At 62.6% G+C, this 15,062-nt stretch carries 13 protein-coding genes and 1 pseudogene; 1 reads left to right on the forward strand and 13 read right to left on the reverse strand.

Features of this window, described 5'->3' with window-relative positions:
* Positions 1 to 4: 4 nt before the first annotated feature.
* The 3 genes from EN861_RS22500 to EN861_RS22510 all read right to left on the reverse strand — a co-directional run bounded on the left by EN861_RS22500 (position 5) and on the right by EN861_RS22510 (position 3,433).
* Complete coding sequence (locus EN861_RS22500) at positions 5 to 850, reverse strand: EamA family transporter (protein WP_127869919.1); 846 nt, start codon at positions 848 to 850, stop codon at positions 5 to 7.
* Between the two features lie 7 nt (positions 851 to 857).
* Positions 858 to 1,766 (reverse strand): endonuclease/exonuclease/phosphatase family protein, encoded by a 909-nt coding sequence (locus EN861_RS22505; protein ID WP_135865632.1) that lies wholly within the window; start codon positions 1,764 to 1,766, stop codon positions 858 to 860.
* Positions 1,767 to 1,879: 113 nt separating this feature from the next.
* Positions 1,880 to 3,433, reverse strand: coding sequence for a sodium:proton antiporter (locus tag EN861_RS22510; protein WP_127280171.1), 1,554 nt, complete (start codon positions 3,431 to 3,433; stop codon positions 1,880 to 1,882).
* Positions 3,434 to 3,839: 406 nt separating this feature from the next.
* Between EN861_RS22510 and EN861_RS22515 the strand changes: the two genes are divergently transcribed.
* Positions 3,840 to 4,514 carry a TetR/AcrR family transcriptional regulator gene (locus tag EN861_RS22515; protein ID WP_210235192.1) on the forward strand — a complete coding sequence of 225 codons (675 nt, stop codon included), beginning with the start codon at positions 3,840 to 3,842 and terminating at the stop codon, positions 4,512 to 4,514.
* On the opposite strand, the gene EN861_RS22520 is transcribed toward EN861_RS22515, so the two are convergent.
* The 10 genes and pseudogenes from EN861_RS22520 to EN861_RS22565 form a co-directional block, all read right to left on the reverse strand.
* Complete coding sequence (locus EN861_RS22520) at positions 4,508 to 5,359, reverse strand: SDR family oxidoreductase (RefSeq protein WP_135865635.1); 852 nt, start codon at positions 5,357 to 5,359, stop codon at positions 4,508 to 4,510. The two genes, EN861_RS22515 and EN861_RS22520, sit on opposite strands and share 7 nt — an antisense overlap.
* Complete coding sequence (locus tag EN861_RS22525) at positions 5,356 to 6,189, reverse strand: SGNH/GDSL hydrolase family protein (RefSeq protein WP_135865638.1); 834 nt, start codon at positions 6,187 to 6,189, stop codon at positions 5,356 to 5,358. Before EN861_RS22525 ends, EN861_RS22520 begins: the two co-directional genes overlap by 4 nt.
* 272 nt (positions 6,190 to 6,461) lie before the next feature.
* Positions 6,462 to 6,640, reverse strand: a pseudogene (locus EN861_RS22530) (transposase); the annotation flags it as partial.
* Positions 6,641 to 6,722: 82 nt separating this feature from the next.
* A complete protein-coding gene (locus tag EN861_RS22535; protein WP_135865640.1) occupies positions 6,723 to 7,787 on the reverse strand; it encodes an ABC transporter ATP-binding protein in 1,065 nt (354 codons plus the stop codon).
* A 16-nt stretch (positions 7,788 to 7,803) separates the two neighbouring features.
* Positions 7,804 to 8,595, reverse strand: a complete 792-nt coding sequence (locus EN861_RS22540) for an ABC transporter permease (protein WP_135865643.1) — start codon at positions 8,593 to 8,595, stop codon at positions 7,804 to 7,806.
* Complete coding sequence (locus EN861_RS22545; RefSeq protein ID WP_127869924.1) at positions 8,592 to 9,506, reverse strand: ABC transporter permease subunit; 915 nt, start codon at positions 9,504 to 9,506, stop codon at positions 8,592 to 8,594. Before EN861_RS22545 ends, EN861_RS22540 begins: the two co-directional genes overlap by 4 nt.
* A gap of 66 nt (positions 9,507 to 9,572) precedes the next feature.
* Positions 9,573 to 10,679, reverse strand: a complete 1,107-nt coding sequence (locus EN861_RS22550; protein WP_127869925.1) for an ABC transporter substrate-binding protein — start codon at positions 10,677 to 10,679, stop codon at positions 9,573 to 9,575.
* Positions 10,680 to 10,921: 242 nt separating this feature from the next.
* Positions 10,922 to 12,094, reverse strand: coding sequence for an iron-containing alcohol dehydrogenase (locus EN861_RS22555; protein ID WP_127279063.1), 1,173 nt, complete (start codon positions 12,092 to 12,094; stop codon positions 10,922 to 10,924).
* Between the two features lie 16 nt (positions 12,095 to 12,110).
* The gene (locus tag EN861_RS22560; protein ID WP_135865645.1) at positions 12,111 to 13,499 is read right to left on the reverse strand and encodes an aldehyde dehydrogenase family protein; all 1,389 of its coding nucleotides are present in this window, start codon (positions 13,497 to 13,499) and stop codon (positions 12,111 to 12,113) included.
* A 192-nt stretch (positions 13,500 to 13,691) separates the two neighbouring features.
* A complete protein-coding gene (locus EN861_RS22565; protein ID WP_127869928.1) occupies positions 13,692 to 15,062 on the reverse strand; it encodes a glutamine synthetase family protein in 1,371 nt (456 codons plus the stop codon).

Genomic DNA, 15,062 nt, shown 5'->3' on the forward strand with positions numbered 1-15,062 from the left:
ACGCTCACCCCAGCCGGAGCGCGATCACTCCGGCGACAATGCTGAGCGCGGCCGCACCGCGCCAGCCCGTCATCTTCTCGCCGAGCGCGTAGACCGAGATCATCATGGCGAACAGGATCGAGGTCTCGCGCAATGACGCCACCGAGGCGATCGGCGCCTTGGTCATGGCCCACATCACGATCCAGTAAGCCGCGCCGGAAAGCACGCCGGTGAACAGCCCGGTCTTCCAGTCGCGCGCCAACACCGGCAACGCCTTGGGCCCCCGGAAAACGAGGCACAGCACCAGCGCCCCAAGCGCATCGCAGATGAACAGCCAGGCGGCATAGCTTTGCGCGGTTGCCGCCAGCCGCGCGCCGCTGCCGTCGGACAGGGTGTAGCTGGCAATGAACACCGAGGTGCCGAAGGCGAAGCCGACCGCCCGCAGGTTCAGCTTCTCCAGATGCGCGCCGCCGCGAAACGACATCACCAGCGTGCCGGCCGACAACAGCAGGATGCCGACAATGGCGAGCGGCGCCGGCACCTCGGCGACGACGAACATGCCGCCGACCGCGGCCAGCAGAGGGGCCGTGCCGCGCGCCAGCGGATAGGTCTGGGCGAAATCGCCGGCCTGGTAGGCACCGATGAGGAAAGTGCGGTAGCCCATGTGGAAGATCACCGAGGCGATGATATAGGGCCAGACTTCCGCCTTCGGCACCTCGACAAAAGGCAGCACCACGAGGCCCGCGACCCCCATGCCGAGCGTCATCAGCGTGATCGACAGGAAGCGATCGAGATGCACCTTGACCAGCGCGTTCCAGATCGCATGCATGGCGGCGGCGGCAAGCACCGCGAAGAAGACGAAAAGCGTCATATGGGGCTCATCGACCTCCCGGGCCGAATGGCGTTTCGAGATCGATGTCGACCCGGACCGGGAAGTGATCGGACGCCACCTCGCCGATATCGGCGCCGATCGATTTCACCCGCCCGGCCAACATACCACCGACGAAGCAATGGTCCAGCCGGCGCTTTGCCAGCCTGCCGTCGATGATCTTCTCATGCGTGTGGAAATCACCAGCCGGTTCGACCGCCACGGCTGCGGCATCGACGAAGCCGCCAAGATAGGCAGCACCCTGATGGTAGGGCGTGCTGCCGACGATGCGGCGGTGTTCGGCGCTGCCCGGCTCCATGTTGAAATCGCCCAGCCAGATCGCCGCCGGTGGATTTTCGGGCTCTGATTCTCCATGCGTCCAGTTGCGCGAAGGCTCGTCATCGGTGCCGCTCCACGGACCGCCTTCCGATGGCGCCCGGCGGTGCTCGGCCAAGAGATAATCAATCTGCTCCAGCCGCTCTTCCGCCGCGATGTGCGCGAGATGCAGCGAAAGCACCCTGACCGGCCCTGCCGGCGTGCGGATCATGCATTCGAGCGCGGCATTGCGCGTGTTGAGCGGACGCAACGTGCGGCGCATCGGCAGCGCGTGCAACCGCGACCAGACGATCGGCAGCCTCGACAACACCATGGTGCCGAACTGCCGGCGTCGGTTGACCAGATGGCCGTCCCGCCATTCGCTGGCGTCCATGTCGAAGGCCGGGCCATACACCCAGTGATAACCGGGCAAGAGGCGTGAAAGCACTTCCGGCTGGTCGTCGAAATTGCTGCGCTGCCAGTGCCGCTCGACCTCCTGCAAGGCGATGATGTCGGCGCCGGCGACAAGGCGCGCCGCGCGCGAAAGATCGTAGCGCGTGTCGCTGCCGAACCCGTACTGGATGTTGTAGCTGACCAGCTTCATTGCTTATCCGGCTCACTTCTCGGCGTTGGCAGTAACGGTTCGGTCGATTGCTTGCAATGTGCAGGATAACGGACGGGGCTTGGGCCAGCAGGGCGGTCGAGACTCGGTATCTGCTAGTCGGTGGTCAGCGGCTGGAAGCGGCCGGCGGGCGACGCCGCCAATTCCGCCCAGTCGATCTCTTCCTCCAGCCGGTGATAGGCCTCGTCACCGATCGTGCCATTGCTGCGCAGTTCCTCCAGCGTGTCGCGCTGGCGGTTGATGGCGTAGAGGCGCAGCCGGTCGTATTCGGTCGCCGCCTGCGCGTCGTCGGGGTTTTCAGCGATCACACGCTGAGCCTCATACTGCTCGCGCACGACGGCGGCCGCCGCCGAGGTCTTGCGGTTCAGCACGTCCAGCGCTGCCTGCATGATGGCGACGCGCGCCTTCGCCACCTCATTGTCGACGGTTCTGTCCTTGTCGAAGTTGATCCAGCGCAGCAGCGGCTTTAGCGTCATGCCCTGCAGCACCAGCGTGCCCAGAACCACCGCGAAGGCGGCGAGCACGATCGGATCGCGGCCGGGAAAATTGGCCGGCAGCGCAATGGCCACGACCAGCGTCACCAGCCCGCGCATGCCGCACCAGCCGACGAGAACGGCGCCTCCAAAAGTCGGCAACTCCCGCCTTGCCTCTTTGCCGCCGAAGCGGGCAATCCATCGGATGATCGCGACGTAACTCGCCACCCAGGCAAGACGTGCGACGATAACGACGACCAGCACCGTTGCGGCGAAAAGGAATGCTTCGCCTTGCCCGTCTCCGGCCAGCCTGCCGACGATCGTGCGTGCCTGCAGGCCCATCAGCACGAACGCCAGCACATTGAGCACGAACACCGCCGACTCCCAGACCGAATAGGTGCTGACGCGGCGTCTCGCCGACGAGTGGCGCGGTCCCCTGCGTGCAATGGTCATGGCATAGACGACAATGGTGATGATGGCGGAAAGACCGAGCTTGTCGGCGATGATCCAGACGGCAAAGGTTCCGGCAAACTGGACCACGGTGCTGCTCGCCGCATCCTCGATGCGGGTGAGCGCCAACAGCGACACGCGGCCAAACAGATAGCCCGCGACAAGACTGCCAATCGTCGCCAGCAGGATCACCGGAATGGCGTTGCTCAGCATGATCGATCCCAGCGCTGCCGAAACCGCCAGCCGATAGATCAGCAGCGCCGTGGCATCGTTGAGCAGGCTCTCGCCCTGCAGTATGGCGGTGATGCGGTGCGGCACCTTGAACTGCCCGAGCACCGCCGATGCCGCCACCGCATCCGGCGGCGCGACGATGGCGCCAAGCGCGACCGCCGCCGCGATCGGCAGTCCGGCCATCTTCCAGCCGACGAAGGCAACCACGACGGTGGTGAAGACCACAGCGCCGAGCGCCAGCAGCACCAGCGACAGCCGGTAGCGCTTCAGGTCGCGCAGCGACGTGTCAAAGGCGGCATCGAGCAGCACCGGCGCGATGAACAGGGCAAGCGCCAGTTCCGGATCGATCTCGATCACTGGGGCGCCCGGCACGAAGGCAATCGCGACGCCGGCCAGGGCCAGCAGGGACGGATAGGGAATCTCCAGCCGTCGCGACAACGCCGTGAGCGCGACGGCGGTCAAAAGCAGGACGAGGGTCAGTTCAAAAAGAGCCATGGGCGGTTACTTCAGGGGACCGGATTGCCGACGCGGATATTCACGCAAGATGCGGTGGATTGGCCATCAAACTCAAGCCCTCTGGCCGCACGTCTCAAACCGCCTCCTGCCCCGCATGATCCTCGTCGGCTGCTCGGGATATCATGGACGCCGCGAAAGCCATCGTCGAAAAACATCGCCGGGCTGTAACACGCATGTAATCGGTGGCCCGTCTGTGAGCGTGACGGGCCTTCATGAAAGGCCGCACGCCCATCAGATAGCCGTGGCACCCTGATGTGGATCGGTTCCGCTGGGGCGAAATGACGCCCTAAGAGAGGCGTTGGGACCCCTTGCGGCGCGCTTGATGTTGTATCTGGGTACGAGCAGCGCACTCGTTGGCACGTTGTTTGGAGGGGTTGGAACTGTTATGGACCGTACCGAGGCTCGGCCCAGCGACCACACACAGCAAGGCAGCATGCAGACCGCCGGAAGGACCCTTACGCGGCGCACGCCGAAGCAGCAACGCTCGCGGCAGACCGTCGACGTCGTGCTAGAGGCGGTACAGCTTGTAGCCAAGCGCCACGGGACACTGGCGATTACCACCAATCGCATTGCCGAGGCCGCCGGCGTCAGTGTCGGATCGCTGTATCAGTACTTCCCCGACAAACGCGCGATCTTCACAGCTCTTCACGACCGGCACGTCGATGAGGTGCGGCGGGTCATCAAGCAGACGATGACCGACTGCGCCTCGGCTTCGCTGGAGGAATTCGCGCGCGAACTCGTCCTGGGCCTGGTGAACGCGCACGCGGAAACTGCCGAACTGCACGACGTTGTCGCGTCCGCTGTTCCGCACAGCGCTCTCGGCTTCAAGAATGCGCTGCATCAGACCTTCGGACAAGTCCTGTCACGCGCCGAGGACCCGGAGCGGTACAGCCTCGACGAGACGGAGCGGATGCTTTTTGTCCTACCTCGCATGGTGGAAGCGCTCGTGCACGGAGGACAGCACGCGCCCCTCTCGCGCGATGGTGCAAGGAGCGAGGCAATCCGCACCGTACTGGTCTACGTGAATTCCTTTCAGGGCAGCGCTCCGAAAGACTACTGAAACGACGCGGTATTCTCGGTGGCCCACTGGTCGAACGGGATTGGTTCCCGTCCGGTTATCTGCTTTACGCCATCCGTCACTGTATCAAGCCGGCCCTCGCGCACCGCCCGCCAGATGTCCACGAGCGCATCCGCATAGGCGCCTTTCCCGGCCCATTCGACCGTGCGTGCGTATGCCTGACCGTCCGTTATTTCCTCGAAGCGAACGGGCTTGCCGATGGCTCTACCGATCGTATCCGTCATCTCCCCATACGACAGCGCCTCAGGGCCGGTGATCACAAGTGCCTGGCCGTCGTAGTCGCGTGTGGTCAGGGAGGCTGTGGCGACGGCAGCGATGTCGTCTGGATGGATGAATGCGATCTTGCCCCCACCCGTGGATGAGCGCAGCACGCCCTCTCGGCGGATGGACTCCGACCAACCGAAGGCGTTGGACATGAATCCGGCTGCTTGAATGAATGTGAACGCCACCCCGCTCTCCCGAACGGCATTCTCGCCCCGTGCATGCCACGGACCGGTGCCGATTCCGGTTCGCACGTCTAGCGTGGAGAGCTTGACCACATGTCGGACGCCTGCGCGGTTGGCAGCGAAGGAGACCGCGCGATCTCGCTTCTCGAGATCCAATCCATCCGTGACGAGGAATATCCCGTCGACTCCAACCAGCGCCCTGCCCAACGAGGGACCTGGATTCTCGAGGTCTCCGACATGAATGTCGACCTGGTCGCAGAAAAGGGCTTTGGCCCTCTTCGTGGAGCGGACAAAAACGGACGGGCGTGCCCCCGCATTAATGAGGCGCTGAACTACCCGGGCGCCGATGTTTCCCGTAGCGCCGATGACCAGGTATTTCACTTGAGTTTGCTCCAGCCACGGATCACCTCGAACGCCATTTGCTTCTGGCCAGCCAGGGTGAAATGCAGACCGTCGCTTATGAGGAAGTCCGAAGGAGGCGGGCTCCCCAAAATAGAGAAGGCGTCGATGACGGGCCCGTCGCGGTCGCGAATAATCTTGGCGACTCGCTCAAGATCTTGGTTGCGGAACCGAACCCCGAACCTGGCAAGGCCCGGATGCGTCGCGACCTGCGCTTCGTTGACCGCTGGCGGGGTGATCCAAACGCAGCTCGCCTTGGTCTCTCGGGAAACGCGCTGGCGCAACTCCGCGATGTTGCGCGCGGTCTCCTCGTGATGGACGAGTGTCTTGGTGGGGTGCGGGCCCTGCGTGCGCGCATCATTGGTACCGAACAGGAAGAGGATCCAGTCGGGCCGGGCATCGGTAATCTCTCTGACACGCACAAGACCGTGCGTGGTCGTCTCGCCCGCCACCGCGCTGATGGTCAGCGAAATCTCCTCGGCACCTCGGCGCATCGTCAGCATTTCCCTCAGGATCACCGCCCAGGACTGGGGCTCGGATGTCAAGCTGTCGCCGAACACCACTACTTTGGCCCCTCTGCGAAGCGGAAGGCGATCGACCATCGATGCCACGGCATGGTCCGCAAGCAGGGCGCTAGCCGCTTCCGAGGCCTCCTTTTGCATGCGGCCAAGTTCGGCCGCGTAAACCTCGACCGGAAGGCCAAGTAGCGCTGCATGAGCGTCCTGGCCGAAATTCGCACCTCCGGGGAGGGAGGCCAGACTCCGCTCGGGTTGGATGACCTTCAAAAGCCAGTTCACCTGTTCATTCGACATCGATTCACCTCGCACCTGAATTCATCCGCGCAGGTGATAGATAGCCGCGTCCCAGGAACGCCGCTACTCGCGTTATCGGCTCGATAAGGGTTTGAAAATACTGATAAATTTTGCAACATCCGGAGTCTTCATCAGGTTCCAGCTCCTGCGGACACCGCTCGCTTTCACCGCTGACAGCCGACAACCAGGGGGACTTCATCGACCCGTTGCACGACATCGCGTACTCACAAACGACATTCGCGCCCGCGAAGTAGAGACCTGGAAGTGTTGGCGAGCCAGGTGAACGGATCGACGCCGCTCATCTTGGCGGCCTGCAGGATCGTGGCGATCGTCGACCCTGTCTGCCACCGCCATCAGACCCGGCGAAGACCGCATTCTTGCGTTTGATTGTGTGGGGCCGAATGGCGCGATCCACCGTGTTCGAACCGATGTCGAGACAGCCGTCGGCGACGCTCATCCCGGGCTGGTTTCGCTGGCGGGCTCCTAGCGGGAGGCCGGCAATTGCAGGCCGGCTCACCTGAATATCCGCCGACCTAATGCAGCACCAGCATATCGCTCGACGAGAACGAAATCTCGGCCTTCTCCCCGACTGCGGGCGGCGGGGTGGCGGAGTTGTTGAACGTGTCGAGCGACACTATGTTGCCGCCGATGCCGACGCGGACCCGGATCACCGAGCCGAGAAAATGCACTTCGGAAATCTCCCCGGTCAGGCTGGCGTCGCGGCCAGGCTGGCGGCCGAGCGAAATTGCCTCGGGCCGCAGCGCCAGCGACAGCATGTCGCCGGACTTCGAGCCGTTGAGCTTGCCCTTCAGTTCGACTTCCTGGGTGTTGACCTGCACCTTGCCGGACGCGGCGTCGGTGACCTTGCCCTCGAGCACGTTGAGCGTGCCGACGAAATTGGCGACGAACTTGGTCGCCGGCCGGTTGTAGATCTCGAACGGCGTGCCGACCTGCTCGGCCTTGCCGCCATACATGACGGCGATGCGATCGGAGATCGACAAAGCCTCTTCCTGGTCATGGGTGACGAAGATAGTGGTGATGCCGAGCTTCTTCTGGATAGAGCGTATTTCCTCGCGCAGCGATACGCGCACCTTGGCATCCAGCGCCGACAGCGGCTCGTCGAGCAAAAGCAGCTTCGGCTTCGGCGCGATCGCGCGCCCCAGCGCGATGCGCTGCTGCTGGCCGCCTGAGAGCTGGTAGGGATAGCGGTCGGCCATCTGCGGCAGCTTGATCATGTCGAGCATTTCGGCGACACGGGCATCGATGTCCGCCCGGGGCATGCCGGCGACCTTCAGGCCGAAGCCGATGTTCTGCGCCACGGTCAGGTTCGGGAACAGCGCATAGGCCTGGAACACCATGCCGACATTGCGCTGGTTGGGCTTCAGCCTTGTGATGTCCTTGCCGCCTACGACGATCTTGCCGGCGCTCGGCTCCTCGAAGCCGGCCACCATGCGCAGCACCGTTGTCTTGCCGCAGCCGGATGGCCCGAGGAAGGAGACGAATTCGCCGCGCTCGACATCGAGATTGAAATCCTCCACGACCGTGGTGGCACCGAAGGATTTTCGAACGTGCTGGATGGAGAGGAACGGGTCGGCCATGGCTTTTTCTCTCAGGTCAATTCGGGCGGTTCGCCGATTTCGGCGCGAAGCGGGACAGGATCTGGATCAGCGACATGCAACCCCAGGTGATGGCGAAGGCAATGATGGCAAGGGCTGCCGGCTCATAGGCCCGGTTGGCGCCGATGTTCTGCAGATACGGGCCGAAGGCCGGCCGGTTGAGCAGGCTCGCCATGGTGAATTCGCCGATGACGATCGCGAACGTCAGGAACGCGCCCGACAACACGGCGATCAGCACGTTGGGCAGAATGACGCGGCTTATGATCGTACCCCAACCTGCGCCCAGGATCTGCGCCGCTTCCGTTAGTGTGCGCACATCGATGGTCCGGAGGCCCGTATCGACAGCTCGATACATATAGGGCAGCGCCAGCGTCGCATAGCCGATGACCAGCAAGGCATTGGTGCCCGTGTCGGTAGCCAGGAACGGCAGCGGTGAATTCGAGCCATACATCCTGATATAGCCGAAGACAATGACGATGGCCGGGATCACCAGCGGCAGCAGCGTGATGAATTCGACGATCGGCCGGAGCTGCGGCAGGCGAAGCCGTATCCAGTAGGCAGCCGGCACCACGATGAGCACGCCGAGGACGATGGTGAAGACGGCGGCAAGCACCGAATAGCCGAACGTCGCCTGGAAGCGTGCGTCGCCCAGTACAACCTTGTAGGCGTCAAAGGAATAAACGCCGCGCCGCATGCGCATGGAGAACTCCACCGTCGCGATCAGCGGAATGAAGAAATAGGCCGCGCCCAGCGCAAAGACGACCCAGGCCCAGAACCTGCCAGCCTTCATTTGAGCCACCTCTCGGAGCGGGTGCGGAACCAGATGTAAAAGACATTGGCAAGACCGGTAATCAGGATCATGCCGAAGGCTATGGCATAGCCGAGATGGGCATTGTGCAGCACGTCGCCACGGATCTGGGCATAGAGCAGGATCGGCACGATGTTGAGCGACGAGCCGGTCAGCGCATAGGCGGTGGCTATGGCACCGAAGGCGTTGGCGAACAACAGGATCACGGTGCCGAGGAAACTCGGCCAGATGACCGGAATGACCACCATGCGCCAGTACTGCGACATGGTCGCGCCCAGCGTTGCGGCGGCTTCGCCCCATTCCTTCTTCAACCCATCTATGGCCGGCACGATGATGACCACCATCAGCGGAATCTGGAAATAGACATAGGTCAACGTCAAGCCCCAGAACGACAGGATGTTGAAGCCGTGTGCGTAGATGTTGAGGCCGAACAGGGTGTTCAGGATCACCGTCGCAAGGCCGAGCCGGCCAAGCGTGGCGAGGAAGGCGAAGGCCAGCGGCACGCCGGCAAAATTCGAGGCGACGCCGGAAAACGTGAGTGTCGCCGAGCGAATCCAGTCTGGCAGGCCGCCGCGCACGATGGCGATGGCAATCGCCAGCCCAGCAAAAGCGCCGATCAGCGACGAGGCCAGGCTGACCTTGATCGAAATCCAGTAGGCGGCGACGATCGACGGCTGCGCCAGTTCCGCAATATTCTCGAAGGTGAACTCACCTGCATCGTTCTGGAACGCGCCCAGCATCAGGTAGAGCGTGGGCAGGATCAGGAACATGATGGCGAAGATGAAGAACGGCGCGACGCCGAGCCATTGCGTCGGCAGCTTGAGGCTACGCGCCTCGGCGGGAGGCGCGGTCTTTCCGGCAACAGCGTGATCGGAAAATGAGAGATCGGTCATGCGCCGGCTACCGTCTTCAAGAGGAAAAACCGGGCAGCCGTGAAGCCGCCCGGTGGATTTCAAGTCTTACTTTACATTGGCGCCGACAACGGCGTCCCAGTTCTTGGTGATGGCTTCCTTGGCCTTGCCCTGCTCGTCGAGCGTCGGGAACACCGCGGCCGCATAGGACTCGGCCGGCGGCAACTTGGCCAACACGTCCGCCGGGATCTTGCCGTTCTTGGCAAGATCGTTGAAGCGGATCGGGTGGCAATAGCCCTTCAGCCAGGCGACCTGGCCTTCGTCGGAATAAAGGTATTCCAGCCAGAGCTTGGCCGCGTTCGGATGCGGCGCGAAGGCGCTGATCGCCTGCACGTAGACACCGGCGACCACACCGGTCTTCGGCACGACGACGTCGACGGGCGGGTTGCCCTTCAGTGTGTCACGGCCGGCGAGCGCGTTGTAATCCCAGGTGATCAGGATCGGGGTCTGACCCTGGGCGAGCGTGGCGGCCTTGCCGATGACCGGCACGAAATTGCCGGCGGCGTTAAGCTTCTTGAAGAAGTCGAGGCCGGCGGTCCCGGCAGCTTCACCAGCGGCCGCACCAGACGACAGACCAGCGGCATACACCGCCTGGATGGCCTGGTTCGAGGCGCGCGGGTCACCGGCAAGGGCTACCGAGTTGGCGAATTCCGGCTTCAGGAGGTCGGCCCAGTCCTTCGGCGATTCCTTGATCAGATCCTTGTTCACCTGGAAGGACAGCACGCCGTAATAATCGCCGGTCCAGAACCCTTCCGCATCCTTGGCGCTGTCGGGGATCGAGTCCCAGGTCGACACCTTGTAAGCCTGGATCAGACCATCCTTCTTGGCCGACGGGCCGAAGGAGAGGCCGACGTCGATGACGTCGGGAGCCTGCGGGCCCTTGTTGTCCTTGTTGGCCTTGATCGCCTCGACTTCGTCGCCGGAACCGGCGTCCGGGTTGAGCTCGTTGATGGTGATTTCCGGATATTTCGCCTTGAAGCCGGCGATGACGTCGCCATAACCACACCAGTCATGCGGCAAAGCGATGGTGGTGAGCTGGCCTTCAGCCTTCGCGGCCTTGACGAGATCGTCCAGCGAAGCCGCGGACGAAATCACCGACGACACCATCAGGGTCGCGGCCGAAAGGGAAAGCACCTTCCCCGTGAATTTGAACATGTGTTCTCTCCGTTGAACTGGCGCCGTTGGACGCCTGCGATGCGGTATCGTTTTCGTGTGACAGCCAGATGAAAGCTTTGTGAAACCAGCCGTCAGCAGCGCGAAAAGTTAACTCTTTTTAACAGGCTGTAGCAATTAGCCATCACTTAATTTTCCGGCTAATCATTAATCCGCCCGTCTTTCGCCCTTCCCCTTTCCTTTCCCCTCGTTTCCCGATCAACTTCCGCCCCCCGGAACCGGCCTCAGACCGTCCCGGCGATGGCGTTTTCGAGCAGTGTCAGCGCGGCCTTCTTGGTCAGCTTGACCGGGTTGCCGCCGGCCGTCGGATCGACCACCGCCATGTCGGCGATCAGTCCCTTGCGCTTCTTGTCCATGTCGAGCCCCTTGATCAGGCCCGGCAGTGCGTGCGGCACCTTCAATTCCTTGCGCAGCTTGATGACAGCCTTGGCGAAGCCGTCGAAACCGCCCTTGATGCCGCAATAGGCGGCGAGCCGGGCAATACGCTCCTCGATGGAGTCGCGGTTGAAGGCCAGCACATAGGGCATGAACACGGCGTTGGTCATGCCGTGGTGGGTGTCGTAGAGCGCGCCGATCGGATGAGACAGTGAGTGGATGGCGCCCAGCCCCTTCTGGAAGGCCGCGGCGCCCATGGCCGCCGCGCTCATCATATGGGCGCGGGCGACAAGGTCCTTGCCATTGGCATAGGCCTTCGGCAGGTTTTCGAAGACCAGGCGCACACCTTCGACCGCGATGCCGTCAGCCATTGGATGATAGCCCGGCGCGCAATAGGCCTCGAGGCAATGGGCGAGTGCATCCATGCCGGTGCCGGCGGTGATGAAAGAAGGCATGCCGACCGACAGCTCCGGATCGGCGATCACGATCGCCGGCAATAACTTCGGATGGAAGATGACCTTCTTGGTATGCGTCTCCTCGTTGGTGATGACACCAGCGCGTCCGACCTCCGAGCCGGTGCCAGCTGTGGTCGGCACCGCGATGATCGGAGCGATGGCGTCGGAATTGGCGCGCGTCCACCAGTCGCCGACATCCTCGAAATCCCAAACCGGCCTGACTTGACCGGCCTGAAAGGCGATCAGCTTGCCGAGGTCGAGCGCCGAGCCGCCGCCGAAAGCGATGACGCCGTCATGCTTGCCCTTCTTGAACACCGCAATGCCGGCGGTGAGGTTGGAGTCCACCGGGTTCGGCTTCACCTCGGAGAACACGCCATAGGGCACCTTGGCGTCGTCGAGAATCCTGAGCGTCGTGGCGACGACCGGCAGCTTGGCCAGCCCCGGATCGGTGACGAAGAGCGGCCGCTTGATGCCGGTGGCCGCCAGCACCTCCGGCAGTTCCTTGATGCGGCCAGCGCCGAAGCGGACTGTGGTGGGGTAGTTCCATTTGGAGATGAGCTTGGACATTTTTGTCTTTCGAAAATTAGATGGCTTCACGCAGATGAAATGATTTCGGCCTCGTCAGATTGTCGTAGCCGATGGCCGACAGCCCGGCACCCTTGCCGGTGTCCTTGACGCCGGTCCAGACCAGCGCCGGATCGAGATAGTCGCAGCGGTTCATGAACACCGTGCCGGTCTCGACCCGGTCGCCGATCGCCACCGCGTGCTCGGTGTCGCGTGTCCAGATCGAGGCGGTCAGCCCATAGGCGCTGTCGTTCATCAGCGCGATCGCCTCATCGTCGTTGCGCACTTTCATGATGCCGACGATCGGGCCAAAACTTTCCTCGCGCATGACGCTCATCTGGTGGTCGACTCCGGTCAGCACCTCGGGCGCCAGATAGGGCGAGCCGGGCTGGTCGTTGGCCACCTTCATGTTGATGTGCGCCACCGCACCCTTGCGCAGCGCCTCGGCCTTCTGCTCGCGGATCAGGTCGGCAAAACGCGCCTGCGCCATCGGCCCCATCGTCGTCGTCTGGTCGAGCGGATTGCCGACGACGTAGTTCTTCGTCTCGGCGATAAAGCCTTCGACGAATTCGTCATAGACCTTCTCGTGCACATATACGCGTTCGATGCCGCAGCAGCATTGGCCTGAGTTGTAGAAGGCGCCGTCGACCAGATTGGCCACGGCGTGGTCCATCTTGGCATCGGCCAGCACATAGGCCGGGTCCTTGCCGCCGAGCTCGAGGCCAAGCGTCATGAAGGTGCCTGCCGCCGCCGTTTCAATGGCGCGGCCGCCGGCGACCGATCCGGTGAAATTGACATGGTCGATCTTGCCCGAACCCAGCAGTTTTTCGGTCTGGGCGTGATTGAGAACGACGTTCTGGAACACGCCCTTGGGCAGCCCGGCCTTGTCGAAAGCCTGTTGGAAGCGCTCGCCGACCAGCAATGTCTGCGCCGCATGTTTCAGGATGACGGCATTGCCGGCCATCAGTGCCGGCACGATGGTGTTGACGGCTGTGAGATAGGGATAGTTCCATGGCGCGATCACCATGACCACGCCGAGCGGATCCTTCTTCACATAGCGGCGGAAGCCGTCCTTGGGATTGGAAGCCGGCACGGATTTCAGCGCCGCCTCGGCGATCTCGACCATATAGGTGGTGCGCTCCTTGACGCCGCCGAACTCGCCGCCATACCGAACCGGACGCCCCATCTGCCAGGCGATCTCCGGCACGATCTCGTCTGATTTCGCAACCAGCGCTTCGAGCATCGCCAGCATGTACTTGCCGCGCTCGACGATCGGCGTCTGCGCCCACTTCTCCTGCGCCGCCTTGGCACGCTCGACCGCGGCATTGATCGCCTGGTCCGTCGCGACCGGACGCTCGGCATAGATCGAGCCGTCGATGGGAGATTTCAGTTTGACCGTTTCGGTCATCGTTTAAGTCCTCGCACTTCTGTAACAATCGAAAAATCACATGGCTTGGCGCTGCCCCTCATCCGCCTGCCGGCACCCTTCTCCCCGTGTAGCGACGGGGAGAAGGGAAACGCTCCAGCGCTGGCATCCCTCTCTCACCGTTCTTCACGGGGAGAGGGTAAGGGTGAGGGACGGCGCTAACGTCGTGGCAATCTAGTACCGCTCGAACCCCCTGTGCAGTTCCCAATCCGTGATACGGCGGTCGTATTCGAACTGTTCCCACTTTGCCGTGTGGACATAGTGTTCGAGCACATCCTCGCCGAGCGCCTGCTTCAGCATCTTCGACTTGGCCAGCGTCTCGGTGGCATCGCGCAGCGTCTTTGGGATCTCCGGCAGGCGCGAAGCCTGGTAGGCATCGCCGACGAAAGGTTTTTGCAGTTCAAGCTTCTCGTCGATGCCGGCCAGCCCGGCCGCGATCAGGGCTGCAAAGGCAAGATACGGATTGAGGTCGGCGCCGCCGATGCGGCATTCCATGCGGATGCCCTTGGTGCCCTCGCCGCATAGGCGGAAGCCGGCGGTGCGATTGTCCTCGCTCCACATGATCTTGGTCGGTGCGAAGGTGCCGGCCTGGAAGCGCTTGTAGGAGTTGATGTAGGGCGCCAGGAACCAGGTGAATTCCTTCGCATACTTCAACTGTCCGGCCGCCCATTGCTGGCCGAGTGTCGACAAGGTCCAGTCGGCTTGTCTGTCGAAGAACAGCGGCGTCTTGCCGTCGGCGCTCCACAGCGAATTGTGGATGTGGCTGGAATTGCCGGCGAGGCCGTAATTGTACTTCGACATGAAGGAGATCGCCTTGCCTTCGGACTCGGCGATCTCCTTGGCGCCGTTCTTCAGTATGACGTGGCGGTCGGCCATGTCGAGCGCTTCGGCATAACGCACGTTGATCTCTTCCTGGCCCGGACCCCACTCGCCCTTGGAATTCTCGATCGGAATGCCGGCGGCTTCCATCTCGTTGCGAAGCCGGCGCATGACGCCTTCTTCCTTGGTGGTGATGCCGATCTGGTAGTCGCCGATATAGGGCGACGCGGTGTCGAGACCCTGCCAGTGCTTCTTGCGGGCGGAATCGTAGGTCTCGTTGAACAGGTAGAATTCGAGCTCGGAAGCGAAATAGCCGATATAGCCACGCTCCGTCAGCCGCTTCACCTGCTTCTTCAATATGGCGCGCGGCGAGTGCGGAAGGTCGTCATGGGTATGGTGGTCGAGCACGTCGCAGATCACCAGCGCCGTCTTTTCCAACCAGGGAATACACCGCAGCGTCGCAAGGTCCGGCTTCATGACGAAATCGCCATAGCCCTTCGACCAGCTTGCTGCCTTGTAGCCCGGCACCGGCTCCATATCGATATCGGCCGCCAGCAGATAGTTGCAGCCATGCGTTTCGTCATGTGCGGAATCGACGAAGTACTGCGCCAGGAATCGTTTTCCCGCCAGTCGGCCCTGCATGTCGACGATGCATGCCAGCACCGTGTCGATCTCGCCATTGGAGACCGCTTTCTTCAACTGATCGAACGAGAAATTTCCGGCCAT

The sequence above is a fragment of the Mesorhizobium sp. M8A.F.Ca.ET.218.01.1.1 genome, assembly GCF_004791165.1.
Taxonomy (GTDB): Bacteria; Pseudomonadota; Alphaproteobacteria; order Rhizobiales; family Rhizobiaceae; genus Mesorhizobium.

Bases quoted from the DNA above. Each gene is read 5' to 3' on its own strand.
- EN861_RS22500 (WP_127869919.1), bottom strand. From the start codon at position 850: ATGACGCTTTTCGTCTTCTTCGCGGTGCTTGCCGCCGCCGCCATGCAT.
- EN861_RS22505 (WP_135865632.1), bottom strand. From the start codon at position 1,766: ATGAAGCTGGTCAGCTACAACATCCAGTACGGGTTCGGCAGCGACACG.
- EN861_RS22510 (WP_127280171.1), bottom strand. From the start codon at position 3,433: ATGGCTCTTTTTGAACTGACCCTCGTCCTGCTTTTGACCGCCGTCGCG.
- EN861_RS22515 (WP_210235192.1), top strand. From the start codon at position 3,840: ATGGACCGTACCGAGGCTCGGCCCAGCGACCACACACAGCAAGGCAGC.
- EN861_RS22525 (WP_135865638.1), bottom strand. From the start codon at position 6,189: ATGTCGAATGAACAGGTGAACTGGCTTTTGAAGGTCATCCAACCCGAG.
- EN861_RS22535 (WP_135865640.1), bottom strand. From the start codon at position 7,787: ATGGCCGACCCGTTCCTCTCCATCCAGCACGTTCGAAAATCCTTCGGT.
- EN861_RS22540 (WP_135865643.1), bottom strand. From the start codon at position 8,595: ATGAAGGCTGGCAGGTTCTGGGCCTGGGTCGTCTTTGCGCTGGGCGCG.
- EN861_RS22545 (WP_127869924.1), bottom strand. From the start codon at position 9,506: ATGACCGATCTCTCATTTTCCGATCACGCTGTTGCCGGAAAGACCGCG.
- EN861_RS22550 (WP_127869925.1), bottom strand. From the start codon at position 10,679: ATGTTCAAATTCACGGGGAAGGTGCTTTCCCTTTCGGCCGCGACCCTG.
- EN861_RS22555 (WP_127279063.1), bottom strand. From the start codon at position 12,094: ATGTCCAAGCTCATCTCCAAATGGAACTACCCCACCACAGTCCGCTTC.
- EN861_RS22560 (WP_135865645.1), bottom strand. From the start codon at position 13,499: ATGACCGAAACGGTCAAACTGAAATCTCCCATCGACGGCTCGATCTAT.
- EN861_RS22565 (WP_127869928.1), bottom strand. From the start codon at position 15,062: ATGGCCGGAAATTTCTCGTTCGATCAGTTGAAGAAAGCGGTCTCCAAT.